The sequence below is a fragment of the Leifsonia sp. NPDC077715 genome, from assembly GCF_040686855.1.
Lineage (GTDB): Bacteria > Actinomycetota > Actinomycetes > Actinomycetales > Microbacteriaceae > Leifsonia.
This window is the reverse complement of record NZ_JBFBOG010000003.1, coordinates 178,134-197,543: the sequence shown is the minus strand read 5'-3', so window position 1 is coordinate 197,543 and position 19,410 is coordinate 178,134. Positions and strand designations below refer to the sequence as shown.

General features: G+C 69.5%; 20 protein-coding genes, 1 tRNA gene and 1 other RNA gene. 7 read left to right on the top strand and 15 right to left on the bottom strand.

Annotated elements, in window-relative coordinates; all coding sequences use genetic code 11:
* Positions 1-4: 4 nt before the first annotated feature.
* Positions 5-2,350, bottom strand: coding sequence for a fibronectin type III domain-containing protein (locus AB0P25_RS14685; RefSeq protein WP_363808288.1), 2,346 nt, complete (start codon positions 2,348-2,350; stop codon positions 5-7).
* Between the two features lie 160 nt (positions 2,351-2,510).
* Here AB0P25_RS14685 and AB0P25_RS14680 point away from each other — a divergent pair, with 160 nt between their 5' ends.
* Positions 2,511-2,873 (top strand): ATP-dependent DNA ligase, encoded by a 363-nt coding sequence (locus tag AB0P25_RS14680; protein ID WP_363808287.1) that lies wholly within the window; start codon positions 2,511-2,513, stop codon positions 2,871-2,873.
* On the opposite strand, the gene AB0P25_RS14675 is transcribed toward AB0P25_RS14680, so the two are convergent.
* Positions 2,867-3,136 (bottom strand): hypothetical protein, encoded by a 270-nt coding sequence (locus AB0P25_RS14675; RefSeq protein ID WP_363809317.1) that lies wholly within the window; start codon positions 3,134-3,136, stop codon positions 2,867-2,869. The two genes, AB0P25_RS14680 and AB0P25_RS14675, sit on opposite strands and share 7 nt — an antisense overlap.
* 50 nt (positions 3,137-3,186) lie before the next feature.
* Positions 3,187-3,581, bottom strand: a transfer-messenger RNA (tmRNA) gene (gene ssrA / locus AB0P25_RS14670).
* A 128-nt stretch (positions 3,582-3,709) separates the two neighbouring features.
* On the opposite strand from ssrA, the gene AB0P25_RS14665 reads away from it, so the two are divergent.
* Entirely contained in the window at positions 3,710-4,378 is a 669-nt protein-coding gene (locus AB0P25_RS14665) for an SIMPL domain-containing protein (RefSeq protein WP_363808285.1), read from the top strand.
* A gap of 12 nt (positions 4,379-4,390) precedes the next feature.
* Here AB0P25_RS14665 and AB0P25_RS14660 read toward each other — a convergent pair whose 3' ends face one another.
* The 6 genes from AB0P25_RS14660 to prfB form a co-directional block, all read right to left on the bottom strand.
* Entirely contained in the window at positions 4,391-5,032 is a 642-nt protein-coding gene (locus AB0P25_RS14660; RefSeq protein ID WP_363808284.1) for a DUF5666 domain-containing protein, read from the bottom strand.
* 45 nt (positions 5,033-5,077) lie between these two features.
* Positions 5,078-5,845, bottom strand: a complete 768-nt coding sequence (locus tag AB0P25_RS14655) for a tyrosine-protein phosphatase (RefSeq protein WP_363808283.1) — start codon at positions 5,843-5,845, stop codon at positions 5,078-5,080.
* Between the two features lie 13 nt (positions 5,846-5,858).
* The gene (gene smpB, locus AB0P25_RS14650) at positions 5,859-6,335 is read right to left on the bottom strand and encodes an SsrA-binding protein SmpB (RefSeq protein ID WP_064108608.1); all 477 of its coding nucleotides are present in this window, start codon (positions 6,333-6,335) and stop codon (positions 5,859-5,861) included.
* Positions 6,336-6,403: 68 nt separating this feature from the next.
* The gene (ftsX, locus tag AB0P25_RS14645; protein WP_363808280.1) at positions 6,404-7,309 is read right to left on the bottom strand and encodes a permease-like cell division protein FtsX; all 906 of its coding nucleotides are present in this window, start codon (positions 7,307-7,309) and stop codon (positions 6,404-6,406) included.
* Positions 7,306-8,385: a cell division ATP-binding protein FtsE gene (ftsE, locus tag AB0P25_RS14640; RefSeq protein WP_363808279.1), complete on the bottom strand. Its 1,080-nt coding sequence runs from the start codon at positions 8,383-8,385 to the stop codon at positions 7,306-7,308. The genes ftsX and ftsE overlap by 4 nt, the downstream gene beginning before the upstream one ends.
* Positions 8,386-8,435: 50 nt before the next feature.
* The gene (gene prfB, locus AB0P25_RS14635) at positions 8,436-9,548 is read right to left on the bottom strand and encodes a peptide chain release factor 2 (protein WP_363808278.1); all 1,113 of its coding nucleotides are present in this window, start codon (positions 9,546-9,548) and stop codon (positions 8,436-8,438) included.
* A gap of 67 nt (positions 9,549-9,615) precedes the next feature.
* On the opposite strand from prfB, the gene AB0P25_RS14630 reads away from it, so the two are divergent.
* The 4 genes from AB0P25_RS14630 (at position 9,616) to AB0P25_RS14615 (ending at position 12,886) form a co-directional block, all read left to right on the top strand.
* A complete protein-coding gene (locus tag AB0P25_RS14630) occupies positions 9,616-10,881 on the top strand; it encodes an MFS transporter (RefSeq protein ID WP_363808277.1) in 1,266 nt (421 codons plus the stop codon).
* Between the two features lie 61 nt (positions 10,882-10,942).
* Positions 10,943-11,977, top strand: coding sequence for an LLM class flavin-dependent oxidoreductase (locus tag AB0P25_RS14625; RefSeq protein WP_363808275.1), 1,035 nt, complete (start codon positions 10,943-10,945; stop codon positions 11,975-11,977).
* 14 nt (positions 11,978-11,991) lie between these two features.
* Positions 11,992-12,071, top strand: a tRNA-Leu gene (locus AB0P25_RS14620).
* Positions 12,072-12,157: 86 nt separating this feature from the next.
* On the top strand, positions 12,158-12,886 hold the full coding sequence (locus tag AB0P25_RS14615) for a VTT domain-containing protein (protein WP_363808274.1): 729 nt from the start codon (positions 12,158-12,160) through the stop codon (positions 12,884-12,886).
* Positions 12,887-13,012: 126 nt separating this feature from the next.
* Here AB0P25_RS14615 and AB0P25_RS14610 read toward each other — a convergent pair whose 3' ends face one another.
* The 4 genes from AB0P25_RS14610 to murI form a co-directional block, all read right to left on the bottom strand.
* Entirely contained in the window at positions 13,013-13,915 is a 903-nt protein-coding gene (locus tag AB0P25_RS14610; protein ID WP_064108601.1) for a cation diffusion facilitator family transporter, read from the bottom strand.
* Positions 13,916-14,001: 86 nt separating this feature from the next.
* A complete protein-coding gene (gene rdgB / locus AB0P25_RS14605) occupies positions 14,002-14,592 on the bottom strand; it encodes an RdgB/HAM1 family non-canonical purine NTP pyrophosphatase (RefSeq protein WP_363808273.1) in 591 nt (196 codons plus the stop codon).
* Positions 14,589-15,335 (bottom strand): ribonuclease PH, encoded by a 747-nt coding sequence (gene rph, locus AB0P25_RS14600; RefSeq protein ID WP_363808272.1) that lies wholly within the window; start codon positions 15,333-15,335, stop codon positions 14,589-14,591. The genes rdgB and rph overlap by 4 nt, the downstream gene beginning before the upstream one ends.
* Before the next feature lie 20 nt (positions 15,336-15,355).
* A complete protein-coding gene (gene murI / locus AB0P25_RS14595; protein ID WP_363808271.1) occupies positions 15,356-16,174 on the bottom strand; it encodes a glutamate racemase in 819 nt (272 codons plus the stop codon).
* Positions 16,175-16,211: 37 nt separating this feature from the next.
* On the opposite strand from murI, the gene AB0P25_RS14590 reads away from it, so the two are divergent.
* A complete protein-coding gene (locus tag AB0P25_RS14590; RefSeq protein ID WP_363808270.1) occupies positions 16,212-17,531 on the top strand; it encodes a nicotinate phosphoribosyltransferase in 1,320 nt (439 codons plus the stop codon).
* A 9-nt stretch (positions 17,532-17,540) separates the two neighbouring features.
* Here AB0P25_RS14590 and AB0P25_RS14585 read toward each other — a convergent pair whose 3' ends face one another.
* Positions 17,541-17,819, bottom strand: coding sequence for a DUF3039 domain-containing protein (locus AB0P25_RS14585; RefSeq protein ID WP_064108596.1), 279 nt, complete (start codon positions 17,817-17,819; stop codon positions 17,541-17,543).
* 40 nt (positions 17,820-17,859) lie between these two features.
* On the bottom strand, positions 17,860-19,401 hold the full coding sequence (locus tag AB0P25_RS14580; RefSeq protein ID WP_363808268.1) for a hypothetical protein: 1,542 nt from the start codon (positions 19,399-19,401) through the stop codon (positions 17,860-17,862).
* Positions 19,402-19,410: the final 9 nt, after the last annotated feature.

Genomic DNA, 19,410 nt, shown 5'->3' with positions numbered 1-19,410 from the left:
GCGGTCACTTCACCGAGCAGTCGTCGAGCGTGAGCGCGCCGGCGCTCTTGGTGAGGTTGGTGGCGTAGAACTGCGGAACCATCCGGTCTCCGCTCGCGACAGCGGTGCTCGTGACGCTGACGAGCGTCCAGACGCCCGGGGTGACGGTGACGGAGGTCGCCGGGAAGTGCGTGTCCGAGCTCCAGTCGTGCACATACTCCAGGAACCGCCCCGTCACCTTCACGCCGGCGGTCGACGTGCGGACCCAGCACCTCGCCGTGTAGGCGGTCCCCGCGACGGTCGAGGGCACCACGGTGTTCTGCGTGATGCCGGCGAGCACCGGCGTCGTGGCGGTCGTCACGGCCTGTGCCGCGTGGGCACCCGAGTGGACCGGCGTCGCGACCGAGCCGGCCGTGGCCGTTCCGAACGCCCGCCAGCCGCCGAGGCCGGACTCGAACCCCGGGTCCGGCAGCAGCTCGGTGCTCGGGGGCGGAGGCGGTGGTGGCGCGGCCACGGACGTGAGCGCGACAGGCGGACTCGACGCCGGACCTCGGCCCGCGATGCCGTTCGTGGCGGCGACCGTCACCTGGTAGGTGACGCCGGTCGGCAGTCCGCTGATCTGGATCGGGCTGGACGTGCCGTACGCGAAGTAGTCCGTTCCCCCGAGCGCGGCGGCCGTGACGGTGTATCGGATGATCGGGGACCCGCCGGTGCTCGCGGGCGGCGTGAACGAGACGAGGCCGCCCCGGTCCGTCGGGGTCACCCGAACGCCCGTCGGAGCCGAGGGCGCGGTGATGATCGGCGCCGGAGTTCCGTTGACGACCGGGATGGACGCGGCGGCGCTCACATTGCCCGCCTTGTCGATCGCGTATACCACCGCCGTGTCGCGTTCACCCGCCACCAGCGCCGGGAGCGCGACCGAGGTGGCGGTCCCCGCGTACACCCCGTAGCCGGAGGTGGGCGACGCCGACGACGCGTCCGGAGTGCGCATGAGTCGCACGACCGTCGTGGCCACGTCGGAGGACGCGGACGCCGCCCAGCTCAACCGGCCGCCGGACGCGCTGAGGCCGGTGACCGGCGCCGGCTGGGTCACATCGGACCGGACCTGCCACTGGAAACGTCCGCTGAAGTGCGTCTTGCCGTCGTCGCAGAGCTGGGCGAACGACACGTCGGCCTCGTTGACGGAACCGTCGCCGTTCAGGCGGAATGCGTTCACCGTCTCGGTGCCGGCGCCGTCGCAGCCGATCCCGCGCACCTCCACGTTGTTGCTGTACGGCGTGGAGTCACGGGACGACGCGATGGGCAGGGTGGGATGCGTCCCGGTCGGGATCTGCCCGTTCGGCCCCCAGAGGAAGATGCGGAAGCCGGTCGCTCCATCCACCTGCTCCCCGACATGGAAGTCCTGCCAGGTGTAGGGCGACTGCGGCAGGTAGACGAAGTCGTCGATTCCCGTGTCGGTGAAGCTGTGGGTCAGCGGCAGCGTCGGGTTGTCACTGGACGTCGTCATCGTGTTGGTGCCGAGGGGAGCCGTTCCGGCCAGCGACGCCGTCTCCGTGCCCGACCCGGTGGGGATGCTCAGGGTGGCGTTGCGCGGTCCACCCGCCTTCGGCGAGAACCCGACGCCGACCGAGCAGATCGCTCCGACGGCGAGCGACCGGTTGCTGCACGTGTCGGCGCTGAGCCGGTAGTCCGCCGCGGCCGCCCCGCCGATGTTCAGGGCGCCGACCGCGACCGGAGCAGCCGACGTGTTGTGCAGCCACTCGGTCGCGACGATCGGCACCGACCCGACCGCTGTGGTCGGCCACTCGATGTTGCGCGTTCCCAGCAGCAGCGGCGTCGGCTCGGGCTCCCCCATCCGGAACTCGCCGAAGGTGATCTGCGGGCTCGGGTCGTTGAAGTCGCGCACGACGATGTCGAACCTGGTCAGCCGCCCTGTCGCGTCGTCGGCGATGTCGAGGATGTCCAGGTCGCCCGCGAAGGCGTACCCGGAATAGGGCAGCTCGACGATCGGCAGGTCGGCGTGCGTCTCGTACGACCGGATACCCGTGTAGTGGCCCGCATGGAGCGCCGTCCCGTCCGCAGGCGCGTCGATCTCGACAGAGTACGGGGACTCCCCCGCCCGCGGATTCGGCACGTCGATCCGGATGGACGTCGTCGCCGACGATCCCGCAGCGAGGACCGCGGCCCCGCCGTCATCGAAGAGATGGACGCCCGACGGGGCACCGGGGAGGAATGTCGTATCGAAGTCGGTGATGACGCTCGCCGAAGCAGCAGCCTGAGCCTCCGCCACTCCGGCGCCCAGCGTCGCCGCCCCCGTTCCGACGACCGCCGCGACGATGAGCAGAGAAAACGGACGAAGATGAGCGCGCATGACGACCCCGATCAGAACCTGCAGTCGCGCCGCTGCGCGCCCCAGGCGCACGATAGGCCGCCGGCGAGTGGACGGCAAGAGCTTCTTGAGTGATTCTCATCATGGATGCGGGCCCGGGCGTCCCTTCCCCACTCCGCGCTGCTGTCGTAGCGTGTGTGCAGTGTCCGACTATGGAGAAGGGCGAAGGCGCATGGGGACGCTGGTCTACGAGTCGATGGTCTTCGAGTTCGAGGACCGACTGCTCGCTCACCTTCAAGTCGTGATCGTGAACAAGCTGCGCCGGAGGGAATCGTTCGTCATGCCCTGGCGCGTTGCGTCCGACGCCGGGAGCGGCCGCGCGGCGATCTGGCTGGACCCGTCCATCCCGCTCTACTTCGAGTTCGAAGGCTCACGCATCCCGTCGATCAATCGCGAATGGCTCGCCCGGCTGGGGAACGCAGCCGAGAGCTCGGTGGGCCTCGTCGTCATCGGCGAAGACGGGAGCATACCCGTGGCGAGCAGAGCCCAGCATCGGCGTCAGTAGTCGTAGAAGCCGCCGAAGGGGAACTCGCTGTCGCCGGTGTCGCGGGCATCGAACTGCACGGTCTCGACCGTGAAGACCACCTGGCTTCTCGGAGTGATCAGCACGCTGACCTCCCGATTCCCCACCACGGTGAACGTGACGAACGTCCCCGGTGAGTCGGCGGCCGCCTCGATACGCCGCTGAAGGTCGTGCGGGTCCTGACCTTGCGCCAGGAAGAATGACCGACCGTTGATCGTCACCTCGGTGCGCAGCATGGTCTGCATGTCACTCACCCACCGAACGCTACTCCTCACAACGAGTGACAGCGACCGAATGGTGGAGATGGGGGGAATCGAACCCCCGTCCACTGCTGTGGTCATGTGCCTTCTACGGGCGTAGCCAGTGAAGTCGCTTTCTCGGCCCCGGAACTTGTCGCTGGCACCTGTTCCGGCGGGCCCAGTATCAGTGGAAGTCCCTCTGCGCCCTGATGCTCAACGCAGAAGCAAGTTCTCTAGCTGACGCCAGGATCCGGGTAGAGAACAATTCCCGGTCTGACGGTCTCTCAAATGGCGGAGGTGAACTTACGCCGCGAGGGCGAAGTCGGCCTTGGCCGAGACAGTGCTCTTGTTATTGGCACTTATTTTTTCGCATGGATCGTTAACGAGATAACCATGCATCCTCGACCCGCTTCTCACAGTCACGCAGACAATGTCGAAACCGATCATCCCCATGCGCGGCCTGTCGGCCGGGTCGCTGTCACGCGCTGTTGAGTTGTTGCAGATACCGCCTCGCCACATCAGCGGCGAGCTTCACATCATACAACACCGAGGCCGTCCCGTTTATGCCAGCATCGGGTCATGGCCGACACGATCATCACCGTCCAGGGCGAGTACGAGCTCAAGCACCCGGCCGAGCGCGGCGCGCTGCGGCTCCGGGTCTCCTATGAGGGGCCGTCCCGGGACGACGTTCTCGCGCTGACCACGCAGCGCCAGGTGTCGCTGACGGCAGAGCTGCGCGACCTGCACGACCCGCAGCGCGGACCGGTGGTGCAGTGGGCGTCCGACCAGCTCCGCGTCTGGGGCGACCGGCCCTGGAACCCGGACGGGTCGCGCGGCGACGTGGTGCATCATGCCGAGGTCGGCATCGACGCGGTGTTCAGCGACCTGGCCGCGCTCTCCGACTGGGTCGGCGTCGCGTCCCTGCTCGACGGCGTCGCGGTCGACGGCGTGACCTGGTCGCTCACCGAGGCGCGGCGCCAGACGCTCACGCAGGAGGCGCGCCGGCGCGCGGTCGAGAACGCCGTCGCGAAGGCGACGGTCTACGCGACCAGTCTCGGGCTCTCGTCCGTCACGCCGCTCGCGCTCAGCGACCCCGGGATGCTCGGCGACGGGTCCGCGCCCGGCCAACCGCCGCAGCCGCTGTTCGCCCGGGCGGTGTCGGCGGACACGGGCGGTGCCACGCTCTCGCTCAAGCCGGAGCAGCTGACGATCGCGGTGCAGGTGCACGCACGGTTCACCGCCTCCTGAGCACCCTCGGTCTCAGGAGCCGGGGGTCGCCGGCCCGGGCGTCGACGGCGGACGGGTCGGGAAGGAGTCCAGCTTCAGGATGCGCTTCGCGGTGAGCGTGCCGTCCGAGCGGCTGCCGATCACGACGACCTCATCACCCGTGCTGAAGTCGGACTTCGACGACGACTGGCCCGGCGTGCCGTAGACGGTGGACGCGTTCACCTTCACGTCGACCGATGCGCCGTTCTGGCGGTCGATCGTCCAGGTGTCACCCGAGATGGACGCGATGGTGCCGCGGACCAGCGCCTGGCCCTGCTGCAGGCCGCCACCGTTGCCCTTCCCGTTGCCGTCTGCCTTGCCGCCTCCCTCGCCGGGCTGGCCCGGCATGCCCGGCATCCCGGGGACTCCGGGCTGCACCTCGTGCGGGACGGAGTGCGAGATCATCCGCTCCCCCACGCGTGTCACGACGCCGGCGACGGCGAAGGCCCCGGCCGTGAAGATGCCGATCAGGACCACGATCGAGAGCACCAGGGTCGAGATCGCGAACGCGAGACCGTGCCGCTTGTAGAACGGCTCGGGGACGGGCGCGGGCCCGGCCGCGGGCGCCGGCGGCGCCGGCGGCACCGGCGGCTCCTGTCGAGGCGGGATCGGCTCGGTGGGCTCGGTGTTGCTCATTCTCATATATAAGCAGCAGCGACCCGGGGTGCGGCTTCGGGGATGTTATGGGTTCGGTGTGAATGCCTCGGAGGCGTCCGCATCCACCAGCACCGACCGCAGCTTCGCCAGCTCCACCTCGTCGAGCCCGGCCGCGAGAAGGTACCGGTGGACGCTGCCGTGCCGCTCCTCGATGCGGTCGATCGTCGTCTCCAGCGCCTCCCGCGGGCTGCCGCCCAGGATGACACGCAGGTCGGGTGTTACCTCGACGCCGTAGCCGCGGACGAGTTCGAGCATCCCCTCGAGCCAGGGGCCCTCGAGATTCGCCTCGGTCGCGGCGTAGTCCTCCACGACGGTCTCGCGGTCGACACCGACCGCGAGCAGCGCCAGCGCGACGACGATCCCCGTGCGGTCCTTGCCCGCAGTGCAGTGCACGACCACCGGCTCCTCGCCCGTGTCGGCGATCTCGCGCAGCGCCCGCACGATGACATCCGTGTGCTGGAACACGATCTTGTCGTATAGGTGCACGATGGTGGACCCGACGGTCGACGCCGACGCTCCGGACCCCTCGAACACCGGCAGGTGCAGCACCTCGATGCCGAGCCCGTCCAGGTCGTCCGGAAGTGCCTGCACCTCGAAGTCGTCGCGCAGGTCGATCACCACGCGCACACCGAGTTCGCGCAGGCCCTCGCGTCCCGCTTCGCCGAGCCGGCCGAGAGCATCCGCGCGGAACAGCTTGCCCGGCCGGGTGGAGCCGCCGTCGGCCGCGTATCCGCCCACATCCCGGAAGTTGTACGTGCCTTCGATCGGGATGCGCTGAGCGGTGGAGTCCATGCCCCTCAGTCTGTCACTCGCCGAGGTGGTTGCGGGTGGACATGGCCCTTTGAGCCTCGCGCTGGTCCTGCCGCTCGCGCAGCGCCTGGCGCTTGTCGTACTCGCGCTTGCCCTTCGCGATGGCGATCTCGACCTTGGCGCGGCCGTCGTTGAAGTAGATCGACAGCGGGACGATCGTGTAGCCGCCCTGCTTGACCTTGTTCTCGATCTTGAGGATCTGCGCCTTGTGGAGGAGCAGCTTGCGCTTGCGCCGCGGGGCGTGGTTGTTCCAGGTGCCGTCCGCGTACTCGGGGATGTGCACGGCGTCGAGCCACGCCTCTCCACCGTCGACGAACGCGTAGCCGTCGACCAGCGACGCCCGCCCCAGCCGGAGCGACTTCACCTCGGTGCCGGTGAGCACCAGGCCCGCCTCGAAGGTGTCCTCGATCGTGTAGTCGTGGCGCGCGCGGCGGTTGGTGGCCACGACCTTCTGGCCCTTCTCCTTCGGCACTGCTCGCTCCTGACGTCGACGCGGATCGCTGCCCGGCACGTCGCCGGGCAGCCATCCAGTCTAGCGGGTCAGACCCGCAGATACCGGCGGATCGCGAAGTTGGCCGATGCGGCGGCCAGCACCACGCCGATCACGATCAGGATGGGGATCACGAGCCAGGCCTGATCCATCCCGACGAAGTTGATCGACTGGATGCGCTGGCTCAGGTAGCCGCGCACGAAGAACTGCACCCCGACGGCGATGACGACCGACGCGAGAATGGAGCCGATCAGCGCGGCGATCACGCCCTCGATGATGAACGGCGTCTGGATGAAGCGGTTGGAGGCGCCCACCAGGCGCATGATCCCGATCTCCCGTCGCCTCGAGAAGGCGGAGAGCCGGATGGTCGTGGCGATCAGCAGTACTGCGGCGACGAGCATCAGCGCGGCGATGCCGATCGCGGTGTAGCTGGCCGCGTTGAGGATGCTGAAGATCTGGTCCAGGTAGCTGCGCTGGTCGACCACGCTCTGCACGCCCGCCGATCCCGACAGCGTCTCGGTCAGCACGGCGGAGTTGTTCGGGTCCTTCAGGTTCACCCAGAACGTCTGCGGGATCATGTCCGGCGTGACGAAGTCGGCGATCTGGTTGCCCTTGAACTGCTCCTTGAACTGCTCGTAGCCCTGCTTCTGATCCTGGAAGTAGAACTTCTGGATGTACGGCGCGAGCTCCGGCGACTTCAGCTGCTTGTCGACCGCCGCGATGGTCTGGTCGTTGGCGGCGCCGCCCGGGCAGTTGTCGGTCTCGGTGCACATGTACACGGCGACCTGGGCGCGGTCGTACCAGTAGGTCTTCATCTGGCCGATCTGCAGTTGGAGCAGGACGGCGGTGCCCACGAAGGTGAGCGAGATGAACGTCACCAGGATGACGGAGACGACCATGGAGAGGTTGCGGCGGAGGCCGTTGCCGACCTCCGACCAGATGAGTCCGAATCTCATTTCGTCGGCCCCACATTCTGGTCGCCCTCGCGGTCGGCGTTGTCGCGCAGGCCGCTGAGGTCGAGGTTGGCGGTGAAGTTGAGGTGGTCGGGCAGCTGCTCCGACGAGGGCGGCGGCGTGACGGGCTGCTGCTGCGTGACGGGTTGCTGGGGAGCGGCCTGCTGCGCGACGGGCTGTACGGGGGCCGTGTGCTGCGGCTGCGCGGGCACCGGCTGCACCGGGGCGGTCTGCTGCGGCAGCGCGACCGGCGCCGTGGGCACCGAGGTCGGCGCGTGCGGGCGGGTCATCGGAGCGTCCGCGGCAGCCTCCGCCGGGATGCCGCCCGCGTACACGGGCGTCGCCACCGACACGGGCTCGTCGCGCTCCAGCGGCTGGGCGATCGGAACCGCGGCCGTGAAGCCGTAGCCGCCGTGACGCTCGTCGCGGACGATCTGGCCGCCGACGAGCTCGACCACGCGGCGCTTCATCTGGTCGACGATCGCCGCCTCGTGCGTCGCCATGAGCACCGTGGTGCCTCCGGCGTTGATGCGCTCCAGCACGGCCATGATGCCGGCGCTGGTGGCGGGGTCGAGGTTTCCGGTCGGCTCGTCGGCCAGCAGGACCTGCGGCTTGTTCACCACCGCGCGGGCGATCGCCACGCGCTGCTGCTCACCGCCCGAGAGCTCGTGCGGCAGGCGCTGGGCCTTGCCGTCGAGGCCGACCATCTTGAGCACATCCGGGACCGCCTCCTGGATGAAGCCGCGCGACTTCCCGATGACCTGCAGGGTGAACGCGACGTTCTGGAAGACGGTCTTGTTCGGCAGCAGGCGGAAGTCCTGGAAGACGACGCCGATGTTGCGCCGGAAGTAGGGGACCTTGCGGGAGGAGATCGTGCCGAGGTCCTGACCCAGCACGTGGATCTTCCCCTTGGTCGGCTTCTCCTCTTTGAGGATGAGACGCAGGCAGCTGGACTTGCCGGAACCCGAGGCGCCGACGAGGAAGACGAACTCTCCGCGCAGCACTTCCAGGTTGATGCCGTTCAGCGCCGGGCGCGCCGTGCCCGCGTACTGCTTGGATACGTGTTCGAACCGGATCATGACCCTTCGAGACTAAGCAACCGGGGCGCGATCCGCAGTAACGACTCGCGCTAGTCGTCGGCTTTGCTGCCGGCCCGCCAGCGGATGCCCGCCGCGATGAAGCCGTCGAGGTCGCCGTCGAAGACGGAGCTCGGGTTGCCCGATTCGAAGCCTGTCCGGAGGTCCTTCACGAGCTGCTGGCCGTAGAGGAAGTAGGAGCGCATCTGGTCGCCCCAGCTCGCGGTGATGGTGCCGGCGAGCTCCTTCTTCTTGGCCGCCTCCTCCTCCTTCTGGAGCAGGAGTAGTCGCGTCTGCAGCACGCGCATGGCGGCGGCGCGGTTCTGGATCTGCGACTTCTCGTTCTGCATCGAGACGACGATGCCGGTCGGGAGGTGCGTGATGCGCACTGCCGAGTCGGTCGTGTTGACCGACTGGCCGCCCGGGCCCGAGGAGCGGAAGACGTCGATGCGGATGTCGCCCTCGGGGATGTCGACCTCGGTCGCCTCCTCCATCAGCGGGATGACCTCGACCGCCGCGAACGACGTCTGGCGCTTGTCCGCCGAGCCGAACGGGCTGATCCGGGCGAGGCGGTGCGTGCCGGCCTCGACCGACAGCGTGCCGAACGCGTACGGCGCATCCACCTCGAAGGTCGCGGACTTGATCCCCGCGCCTTCGGCGTAGGACGTGTCCATCACCTTGACCGGGTACTTGTGCTGCTCGGCCCAGCGCAGGTACATGCGCATCAGCATCTCGGCGAAGTCGGTGGCGTCGTCGCCGCCTGCGCCGGAGCGGATGGTCACGATCGCCGCGCGCTCGTCGTACTCGCCGCTGAGCAGCGTCTGCACCTCGAGGTCGCCGAGCGCGGTCTGCAGCGACGCCAGCTCGGCGCGCGCCTCGGCCGCCGACTCCTCGTCGTCGGCCTCGTTGGCCAACTCGACCAGCACCTCGAGGTCGTCGAGGCGCCGCTCGATCGCGGTGATGCGTCCGAGCTCCGACTGGCGGTGGCTGAGGGCGCTCGTCACCTTCTGCGCGTTGGCGGTGTCGTCCCAGAGGTCGGGGGCGCCGGCCTGCTCGCTGAGGTCGGCGATCTCGGCGCGGAGCTTCGGCACGTCGACCACCGCCGCGATGTCGTCGAAGGTGGAGCGCAGGTCCGCGATCTGGGAGGAGAGGTCGAGTTCGATCATGTCGGCATCCAGCCTACCGAACGGTCAGCACAGTCGACCGAGCCAACAGTTGTACGGTGTTAACGACATGACTTCCGACGAGCGCCCCTTCGAATTCCGCTCCGTCGCCCTCGCCGCCTTCCTGCCGACGCTGCTCTTCTCCATCGGCGAGGGGGCGATCATCCCGATCATCCCCGTCGCCGCGGGCAACCTCGGGGCCGGGCTCGCGATGGCCGGCTTCATCGCGTCCATGGTGATGCTCGGCGAGCTGGCGGGCGACATCCCGAGCGGATGGGTGGTCTCGCGCTTCGGCGAGCGCACCTCCATGATCGGCGCCGCCGCGGTGGCGATCGCGGGTGTGGTGGTGTGTCTGCTCGCCCCGAACTACTGGGTGCTCATGGTGGGCATCTTCGTGGTCGGCGTCGCGACCGCGGTCTTCGCCCTGGCCCGGCACGCGTTCATGACGACGTACGTGCCGATCCGCTACCGGGCCCGCGCGCTCTCCACGCTCGGCGGGATCTTCCGCGCCGGCTGGTTCGTCGGGCCGCTGATCGCGTCCGGGATCATCGCGCTCACCGGCTCCACCCAGTCCGTGTTCTGGATCTTCATCGTCAGCTGCCTCGGCTCCGTGATCGTGCTCATCGCGCTGCCGGATCCGGAGCGGATGTTCGGCCCGTCGTCGCGGGTCGCCGACGAGTCCGGCGCGCAGGTCACCGCGGGAGAGGAGGAGGCCGAGGAGCGCACGCACGGCCTGTTCCGCACCATCTGGTCGTTCCGGGAGGTGCTGGCGCGGATGGGCGCCGGCGTCTCGCTGGTCGCGGCCATCCGGTCGGCCCGGACGGTGCTGCTGCCGCTGTGGGCCGTGTCGATCGGGCTGAGCGAGTCGAACACCGCGCTGATCATCGGCATCGCCGGCGCGGTCGACTTCGCCCTGTTCTACGCGAGCGGCCAGATCATGGACCGGTTCGGCCGGATGTGGAGCGCCATCCCCTCGATGATCGGGCTCGGCCTCGGCTTCCTCGTGCTGTCGTTCAGCCACGATCTCGGCTCGGCGGTCGCCTGGTACATCGGGGTCTCGCTGTTCCTCTCGGTCGCGAACGGGATCGGCTCGGGCATCGTGATGACGCTCGGCGCCGACCTCGCGCCGAAGGAGCAGCCTGCGGCCTTTCTCGGCGCGTGGCGGTTCTCCGCCGACGCCGGTCAGGCCGCCGCTCCCCTGTTCGTCTCGTTGCTGACCGCGCTCGTCTCGATCTCGTTCGCCAGCGGCGTCATGGGCGTGCTGGGGCTGGTCGGCGCCGGCATGCTGGCGCGCTACATCCCCCGCTACGTGCCGAGGAGGGCGCGCCCGGCCTGACAGGGAATACCCTCGACGCAGACAGCGCTAATCCATGCACACGCATGAATCGAGGGATGGGATGGCCGCGATGGAACTCGGGATCGACACGTTCGGCGACGTGACGCTGGACGCCGACGGCACGCCGCTGCCGCAGGCGCAGGTGCTGCGGAACGTCGTCGCGGAGGGGGTGCTGGCCGACCGGGTCGGGCTCGACTTCTTCGGCGTGGGCGAGCACCACCGTGCGGACTTCGCCGTCTCCGCGCCGGAGGTCGTGCTGGCGGCGATAGCGGCGCAGACCGACCGCATCCACCTCGGCTCCGCCGTGACCGTGCTGAGCTCGGACGACCCGGTGCGCGTGTTCCAGCGCTTCGCCACCCTCGACGGCGTCTCGAACGGACGCGCGGAGGTCATCCTCGGCCGCGGATCGTTCATCGAGTCGTTCCCGCTGTTCGGCTTCGACCTCGCGCAGTACGAGGAGCTGTTCGAGGAGAAGCTGAACCTGTTCACCGAGGTCAGGAAGCAGGAGCCGGTCACCTGGGAGGGCAGCCTGCGCGCACCGCTCACCGAGCAGTCCGTCTACCCGCACCTCGAGCACGGCCTCCTGAAGACGTGGATCGGCGTCGGCGGCAGCCCCGAGTCGGTGGTCCGCGCCGCGCACTACGGCCTCCCGCTCATGCTCGCCATCATCGGCGGCGGCCCGATGCGCTTCCAGCCGCTCGCCGAGCTGTACCGCAAGGCGCTGGAGCAGTTCGGGCAGGATGCGACCCTCCCCATCGGCATCCACTCCCCCGGTTTCGTCGCTGAGACCGACCAGGAGGCGAAGGACACGCTGTGGCCGCACTACGAGGTGATGACCAACCGGATCGGCCGCGAGCGCGGCTGGCCGCCCGCCTCCCGCGCGCGATTCGAGCACGAGGCGGGACCGGACGGCGCCCTGGTCGTCGGCTCGCCGGAGACGGTCGCGCAGAAGATCGCCTACGCGGCGAAGGGACTCGGCGCGAGCCGCTTCGACGTCAAGATGAGCAACGGCACCCTCCCGCACGAGGACCTGATGCGCTCGATCGAGCTGTACGGCACCGAAGTCGCGCCGCGCGTCCATGAGCTAATGTCGTAGCCGCGCACAGGCGCGCGGGAGTGGTGAAACTGGCAGACACGCAGGATTTAGGTTCCTGTGCTTCGGCGTGAGGGTTCGAGTCCCTTCTCCCGCACCGTATTCGCACGGTTCGTGCAGCTTCGCGACGCCTCGCGCCGCTAAACTCGGCCACAGCTTTCCCACTGAAATCCCTGGAGAACTGTGATCCATCACGCCGGCCTCATCCCGTGGCTCGACCCGAACACCATCATCCATTCGGCGGGTCCCTGGGCGCTGCTCGTGGTGTGCGGCATCATCTTCGCCGAGACGGGTCTCCTGATCGGCTTCCTGTTCCCGGGTGACACGCTGCTGATCATCTCCGGGCTCCTCACCCACACCTCGCTCGTGTTCGGCGTCGACATCTGGTGGGTGTGCCTCGCGATCGCGTTCGCCGCGTTCGTCGGCGGCGAGGTGGGGTACCTGATCGGCCACAAGGCCGGTCCGAAGGTGTTCGAACGAAAAGAGTCCGGCCTGTTCTCGATGGAGAACGTGCGCCGGACCAACCGCTTCTTCGAGCGCTTCGGTGCGCTCGCGATCATCCTGGCGCGTTTCGTGCCCATCGTCCGCACCTTCGCGCCGGTCGCCGCGGGCGTCGGCCACATGAACTACAAGAAGTACTCCCTCTACAACGCCATGGGCGCGCTGATCTGGGGCGCGGGCGTCACGTACTTCGGATACCTGATCGGCTACATCCCGCCGGTGGCGACGTTCGTGTCGAACTACATCGACATCATCCTGATCGGCGCCGTCGTGATCACGCTGGTGCCGACGCTGTTCCACTACTTCCAGTCGGTCCGCAAGGCGAAGCGCAAGGCGGCCGAGGATGTCACCGCGACGCCGGTCATCGAGGAGCCGACCGCCGGCGAGCCGGCCGCCCGCCCGGAGGTCTGACCCGCCCTCTCCGTCGATAACGGAGGAAGTCCGGTCCCGAATCTCCTCCGATAAGCAGTCCGGGAGGAGAACCGCGCGACCGCGCGTCCGGATCTCCTCCGTTCCGCACGCGCGCCGCGACCCGTGTCAGCGGTGGAACTCGTCCTCGTGGGCGGCGTGCTCCGCGGGCTCGAGCTGGAAGGTCGAGTGCTCCACGTCGAAGTGCTTCGACAGGCAGCCGGAGAGCTCGTCGAGCAGCGCGCCGGTGCGTCCTGAGCGGAACACGGACTGCTCGCACACCACGTGGGCGCTGAACACCGGCGCCCCCGAGGTGATCGCCCACACGTGCACGTCGTGCACCGCCACGACGCCGGGGGTGCCCAGGATGTGGTCGCGGATCTCGGCGACGTCGGTGTCCGCGGGCGCCGACTCGCTCAGCACCCGCACCACGTCCCGCAGCAGCGAGAACGCGCGCGGCACGATGAGCACGGCGATGAGGAGCGAGGCGATCGCGTCGGCCGGCATGAAGCCGGTGGTGAGGATGACGACAGCCGCCACGATGACGGTCGCCGAGCCGACGAGGTCCCCCAGCACCTCCAGGTAGGCGCCGCGCATGTTGATCGAATGCCCGGCGGACGGACGCAGAATCAGGAGAGCCGCCAGGTTCGCGACGAGGCCGATCACGGCGACGATCAGCATCGGGACGCTGTGCACCTCGGTCTCTCCGCCGACGAGCCGGCCGATCGCGCCGATCGTCACGGTCACGGCGACGACGACGAGGATGAGGCCGTTGATCAGCGCGCCGAAGACCTCCGCCCGCTGGAAGCCGAAGGTCTGCCGGTCCGTCGCCGGTCGCGCGGCGACGATGGTCGCCATGAGCGCGATGATGAGTCCCGCCAGGTCGCTCAGCATGTGACCCGCGTCGGCGAGCAGCGACAGCGAGCCGCTGATCCACGCGCCGACGACTTCCACGACGAGCACCGCCGCCACGATGCCGATGGCGATCAGCAGGCGGTTGCGGTTGGCGGTGTGGCCGTGGTCGTGACTCATCTCAGCTTCTACGGTAGATAGAAGTCGCCGCTCCCGCCAGAGCCCGCGGCTAGATGGGAATGAGTGCCGTTCTCAGACCGGCCGGCTCAGCCCAGTTCGCGCAGCGCGGGGACGATCGCGGCGAGCGCCCGCGCCCGGTGGCTCTCGGCGTTCTTCTCCTGCAGGGTGAGCTCGGCGGCGGTGCGGTCGTGCCCGTCCGGCAGGAAGATCGGGTCGTAGCCGTGCCCGTGCTCGCCGCGCGGCTCGCGCGCGATGCGGCCCGGCCAGACGCCCTGCACGAGCGTCGGCTCCCCGCCCGGCACGACCAGTGCGAGCGTCGCCGTGAAGTGGGCGGTACGGTCCTCGTCGCGGATGTCGGCCAGCTGGGCGAGCAGCAGGCGGATGTTCGCCTGCGCGTCCCCGTGCGTCCCCGACCACAGCGCCGAGAAGATGCCGGGCGCGCCGCCCATCACATCCACGCAGATGCCGGAGTCGTCGGCCAGCGCGGGCAGTCCGGTGTGGGAGGCTGCGGCGCGCGCCTTGATCAGCGCGTTCTCCTCGAAGCTGGTGCCGTCCTCGACGGGCTCCGGACCCTCGTAGGTCACGATCTCGAGTCCGGGCACCTCGCGGCCCAGCAACTCCTGGAACTCCTGCGCCTTGCCCCGGTTGTGCGTGGCGAGGACGACCCGCACGCTCACGCCTCTGCGGCGGGCGCGAGGGTCGCGGTCTGGATGGCGGCCAGCTCGGTCGCGCCGCCCAGCGCGAGGTCGAGCAGCGAGTTCAGCTCGTTGCGATCGAACGGCGCACCCTCGGCGGTGCCCTGCACCTCGACGAACAGCCCGCGGCCGGTGACGACGACATTCATGTCGGTCTCGGCCCGCACGTCCTCGACGTACGCGAGGTCGAGCATCGGCGTGCCGTCGATGATCCCGACCGAGACCGCCGAGACGGAGTCGATCAGCGGCGTCGCCTTCTGGCCGATGAAGCGGTGCTCGCGGCCCCACTCCAGCGCCTCGGCGAGTGCGACGTAGGCGCCGGTGATGGCCGCGGTCCGCGTGCCGCCATCCGCCTGGAGCACGTCGCAGTCGAGCACGATGGTGTTCTCGCCCAGAGCCTTCATGTCGACGACCGCGCGCAGGCTGCGGCCGATCAGGCGGCTGATCTCATGGGTGCGGCCGCCGACGCGCCCCTTGATCGACTCGCGGTCCATCCGCTCGTTGGTGGAGCGGGGCAGCATCGCGTACTCGGCCGTGACCCAGCCGCGGCCCTTCCCCGACATCCAGCGCGGGACGCCGTTGGTGAAGGAGGCCGTGCACAGCACCTTGGTGTTGCCGAACGAGACGAGGGCCGACCCTTCGGCCTGGCGGCTCCAGCCGCGCTCGATGGTGACAGGACGCAGCTGGCTCGGCGTGCGCCCGTCGGCGCGGGTGATGTCGGTCACGGATTCTCCTCGATGGTGGTCTACAGCGGCAGGTCGATGACGCCGGTCTGCACCAGATCGACGCGAGAGACCTCGGGGCCGATGAACCGGTGCGCCAGGCGCAGGAAGTAGTCGGCGTCCGAGCCGGTGGCCTCGTAGCGGATGGTCGGCGGCAGGGGCGAGCGCCGTTCCAGGCCCTGTTCGACGAGGGTCCGGTAGACGTCCTTCGCGGTCTCGGTGTCGCTCGACACCAGCGAGACGCCCTCGCCCATCACGTACGAGATGGCGCCCTTCAGGAACGGGTAGTGCGTGCATCCCAGCACCAGCGTGTCGACGTCGGCGTCGCGCAGCGGCTGCAGGTACTCGGCCGTGACGCGGAGGACTTCCTCGCCGCTGGTGATCCCCGCCTCGACGAACTCGACGAAACGCGGGCACGCCTGCGTGAAGAGCTGCAGCGTCGGGGCGGCGGCGAACGCGTCCTCGTAGGCGCGGGATGCGATGGTGCCGACCGTGCCGATCACCCCGACCCGGCCGGTGCGCGTCGCCGCCACGGCCCGGCGGACCGCCGGCTGGATGACCTCGATCACGGGCACGTCGTACCGCTCCCGAGCATCCCGCAGCACCGCGGACGAGGCCGTGTTGCACGCGATCACGAGCAGCTTGACGCCCTGGTCCACCAGGAAGTCGAGCACTTCCAGCGAGTAGCGGCGAACGTCGGCGATCGACTTGGGACCGTACGGGCTGTGCGCGGTGTCGCCGACGTAGAGCAGCGACTCGTTCGGCAGCTGATCGCGGATCGCCCGGGCGACGGTCAGCCCGCCCACTCCCGAGTCGAAGATCCCAATCGGCGCATCCGTCACAGCAGTCCAGCCTACCCGGCTGAGTAGGCTGGGCGGCGTGACCCAGGCACCCGCGTCCACCGCCTTCCTGACCGACCGCTACGAGCTCACCATGCTCGACGCCGCCCTGCTCGCCGGCACGCACGACCGCGAGTGCGTCTTCGAGGCGTTCACCCGGCGTCTCCCCGCCGGGCGCCGCTACGGCGTGCTCGCCGGCACCGGCCGCCTCCTGGAGCTGATCGAGCAGTTCCGGTTCGGGGATGCGGAGCTGCAGTTCCTCCGCGACAACCATGTCGTGCGCGACGAGACGATAGACTGGCTCGCCGACTACCGCTTCTCCGGCACCATCCGCGGCTACCGCGAGGGCGAGCTGTTCTTCCCCGGGTCGCCGTTCTTCATCGTGGACGCCCCCTTCGCCGAGGGCGTCATCCTGGAGACCCTGCTGCTGAGCGTCTTCAATTACGACTCCGCGGTCGCGTCCGCGGCCGCGCGCATGGTGTCCGCCGCCGTCGGGCGGCCGCTCGCCGAGATGGGCTCGCGCAGGGCGAACGAGCGTTCGGCCGTCGCCGCCGCCCGCGCCGCGTTCATCGCCGGCTTCTCGGCCACCTCCAACCTGGAGGCCGGCCGCACCTGGGGCGTGCCGACCATGGGCACCGCCGCGCACGCGTTCACGCTGCTGTTCGACAGCGAGGAGGCCGCGTTCCGGGCCCAGGTGGATGCGCTCGGCCCCGGCACGACACTGCTGGTGGACACGTTCGACGTCGAGAAGGCGATCGACACGGCGGTCAAGGTCGCGGGTCCCGAGCTCGGGGCCATCCGCCTCGACTCCGGCGACCTGCCCAAGCTGGTGAAGCAGGTGCGGGCGCAGCTGGACGACCTCGGCGCGACGAAGACCCGCATCACCGTTACGAACGACCTCGACGAGTTCACCATCGCGGCCCTCGCCGCCTCCCCGGTCGACTCGTACGGCGTCGGGACGTCCGTCGTCACCGGCTCCGGCTATCCGGCCTCCGGCATGGTCTACAAGCTGGTCGCGCACCGCAGCACCGGCGGCGACGGCGAGTGGATCCCGGTGGCCAAGAAGTCCGAGCACAAGGCGAGCGTCGGCGGGCGCAAGCACCCGGTCCGCCGTCACGACGCGAACGGCACGGCGATCGCCGAGGTGGTGCACATCGTCGAGAAGGGCGACACCCCGGACGACACCGGCCGCGACCTCCTCACCCCGCTCATCACCGACGGCGAGGTGCACGCAGAGCACCTGGGGATCGAGGGGACGCGCCGCGCACGCGAGCACCGCGAGCTGGCGATGAGCGAGCTGCCGGACGAGGCGTTCCGCCTGGGCCGGGGCGACCCGGTGCTGCCGACGCTCTTCGAGTGAGGCGGAGGGCTACTCGCCCTGCAGGCCCTCGTAGATCTCGCGGCAGGTCGGGCAGACCGGGAACTTCTCGGGGTCGCGGTTCGGCGTCCACATCTTGCCGCACAGGGCCTTGACGGGCTTGCCGGTGATCGCCGACTCGAGGATCTGCTCCTTCTTCACGTAGTGCGAGAAGCGCTCGTGGTCGCCCGGCTCCTGGTTCTGCAGAAGCTCCTCGAGCTCGCGATCGAGCGTGGTCGCACCGCCGCCGCTGGGCATGCCGCCGGGCTCGGAGATGCTCGCTTCGTTCATGCCTCCAGTGTAGACGCCGCAGGCCGCGACGCTCCTGGACTCAGTCGTTGCGGTTGGCGAACGCCATGAGCTCCGGCCCGCGGCGCTCGAACACCCGGCCGCCGAGCCAGAGGCCGAGGAACAGCGTCCCGAACCCGATCAGCACGGCCACGACCGGCGCGACGGCCAGCCAGAAGGCGTTCACGGTGAGACCCAGCACCAGGAAGATCAGAACGGGCGACGCCAGGATCAGGATGGCGAAGAAGCTGAGCGACTGCACGACGGCCGCCGACGCGCCGGAGGTCTGCGGCTGCGTGAACGCGCTGTCGCCGGGCTTCGTGGCGGGGTACGGGAACAGGGCGGAGGAAATGCTCGACAGCCCCAGGCCGATGACCAGGATGGCGCCGCTCAGCGCTGCGACCGACGGCAGCACCGCCCAGTCGCCGAAGACGATCGTGGTCGCGATCGACCCGAGCACGAGCACCGGGATGCCGACGACGATCGGCGGGAACATCCGCCCGGCGCGATCCGCGAGACCGCGGGTGCCCGACACCAGGTGCATCCAGATCGCGGTGCTGTCGTACGCGAGGTCGTTGTGGATACTCCAGCCGAGGAACAGGCACACCAGCGGCAGCGGCACCAGCGCGATGAAGTGCGACGGCAGCCCGGCGAGGGCGAGGGCGACGATCACGAAGATCGGGATGACCGGGATGAGGACGATCGACACCCAGTAGCGGGCGTCCCGCCCCCAGTAGGTCATGGAGCGCGCGGCGATCGCGGCGGTCGGGCCGCCGGGCAGGCGGTCGAACCAGCCGAGTCCGTGATACGCCTTCGACCGGGCCTCGCGCTCCGGCGACGCGATGACGCGGGCGACGAGCGCGACCCAGCCCAGCCACAGCACGCCGAGCGTGACGAGGGCGATCAGCAGCTGCAGCAGCGCCGCTCCCCACTGGCCCTCGGCCGCAGCGCCGGGGGCCGACCAGGCGGCGCCGAGCGGGGTCCAGGCGAGCCAGCGGGCGAAGCCGCCGAGCGCGCCGAGGCCGTCGCGGCCCCAGTCCACGGTCACGAGGAGCAGCAGCACCGGGGCGACGAGCACGAGCAGCAGGATGCCGATGACCCCGCCCGCCTCGCGCGAGCGTCGGGTCGAGAGCATCGCGTGCGCGATCGCCGTGGTGACCCGGGAGGCGAGGACGCAGGTCAGCACGACCACGACCGCGGAGACGAGCGCGATCAGCACGGTGCCCGGGTTCTGCGACCAGGTGATGATCGTGGCGGCACTGCACACGATGAGCACGAACGAGGGGATGCCGAGCAGGCCCGCGAGCAGCAGCCCGGTGGCGAGGGTGCGGTTCGGGATGCCGAACAGCGAGAACTCGCGCGGGTCGAGGGTGTCGTCGACGCCGAACAGCAGGGGAAGCAACGCGAAGCCGGCGACCACGACCGAGCCGATCACGACGACCACGCTGTGGGTGGCCGCGGTGTCGGCGACCGTGCGCGCCGCGATGAGCGACCCGACGACGAGCACGGTGATGAAGCCGCCGTAGAGCAGCCCGATCACCAGGCCGAAGACCTGCCAGGGGGTCCGCCGGAAGGCGTTCCCCATGATCTGGGC

What these genes read in the sequence shown, in the direction of transcription:
- AB0P25_RS14675 (WP_363809317.1), bottom strand. Translation starts at nt 3,136, where the DNA reads ATGCAGACCATGCTGCGCACCGAGGTGACGATCAACGGTCGGTCATTC.
- AB0P25_RS14585 (WP_064108596.1), bottom strand. Translation starts at nt 17,819, where the DNA reads ATGAACGAAGCGAGCATCTCCGAGCCCGGCGGCATGCCCAGCGGCGGC.
- AB0P25_RS14625 (WP_363808275.1), top strand. Translation starts at nt 10,943, where the DNA reads ATGGCCGCGATGGAACTCGGGATCGACACGTTCGGCGACGTGACGCTG.
- AB0P25_RS14660 (WP_363808284.1), bottom strand. Translation starts at nt 5,032, where the DNA reads ATGAGCAACACCGAGCCCACCGAGCCGATCCCGCCTCGACAGGAGCCG.
- AB0P25_RS14685 (WP_363808288.1), bottom strand. Translation starts at nt 2,350, where the DNA reads ATGCGCGCTCATCTTCGTCCGTTTTCTCTGCTCATCGTCGCGGCGGTC.
- AB0P25_RS14630 (WP_363808277.1), top strand. Translation starts at nt 9,616, where the DNA reads ATGACTTCCGACGAGCGCCCCTTCGAATTCCGCTCCGTCGCCCTCGCC.
- ftsX (WP_363808280.1), bottom strand. Translation starts at nt 7,309, where the DNA reads ATGAGATTCGGACTCATCTGGTCGGAGGTCGGCAACGGCCTCCGCCGC.
- prfB (WP_363808278.1), bottom strand. Translation starts at nt 9,548, where the DNA reads ATGATCGAACTCGACCTCTCCTCCCAGATCGCGGACCTGCGCTCCACC.
- AB0P25_RS14655 (WP_363808283.1), bottom strand. Translation starts at nt 5,845, where the DNA reads ATGGACTCCACCGCTCAGCGCATCCCGATCGAAGGCACGTACAACTTC.
- ftsE (WP_363808279.1), bottom strand. Translation starts at nt 8,385, where the DNA reads ATGATCCGGTTCGAACACGTATCCAAGCAGTACGCGGGCACGGCGCGC.
- AB0P25_RS14610 (WP_064108601.1), bottom strand. Translation starts at nt 13,915, where the DNA reads ATGAGTCACGACCACGGCCACACCGCCAACCGCAACCGCCTGCTGATC.
- AB0P25_RS14665 (WP_363808285.1), top strand. Translation starts at nt 3,710, where the DNA reads ATGGCCGACACGATCATCACCGTCCAGGGCGAGTACGAGCTCAAGCAC.
- AB0P25_RS14580 (WP_363808268.1), bottom strand. Translation starts at nt 19,401, where the DNA reads ATGGGGAACGCCTTCCGGCGGACCCCCTGGCAGGTCTTCGGCCTGGTG.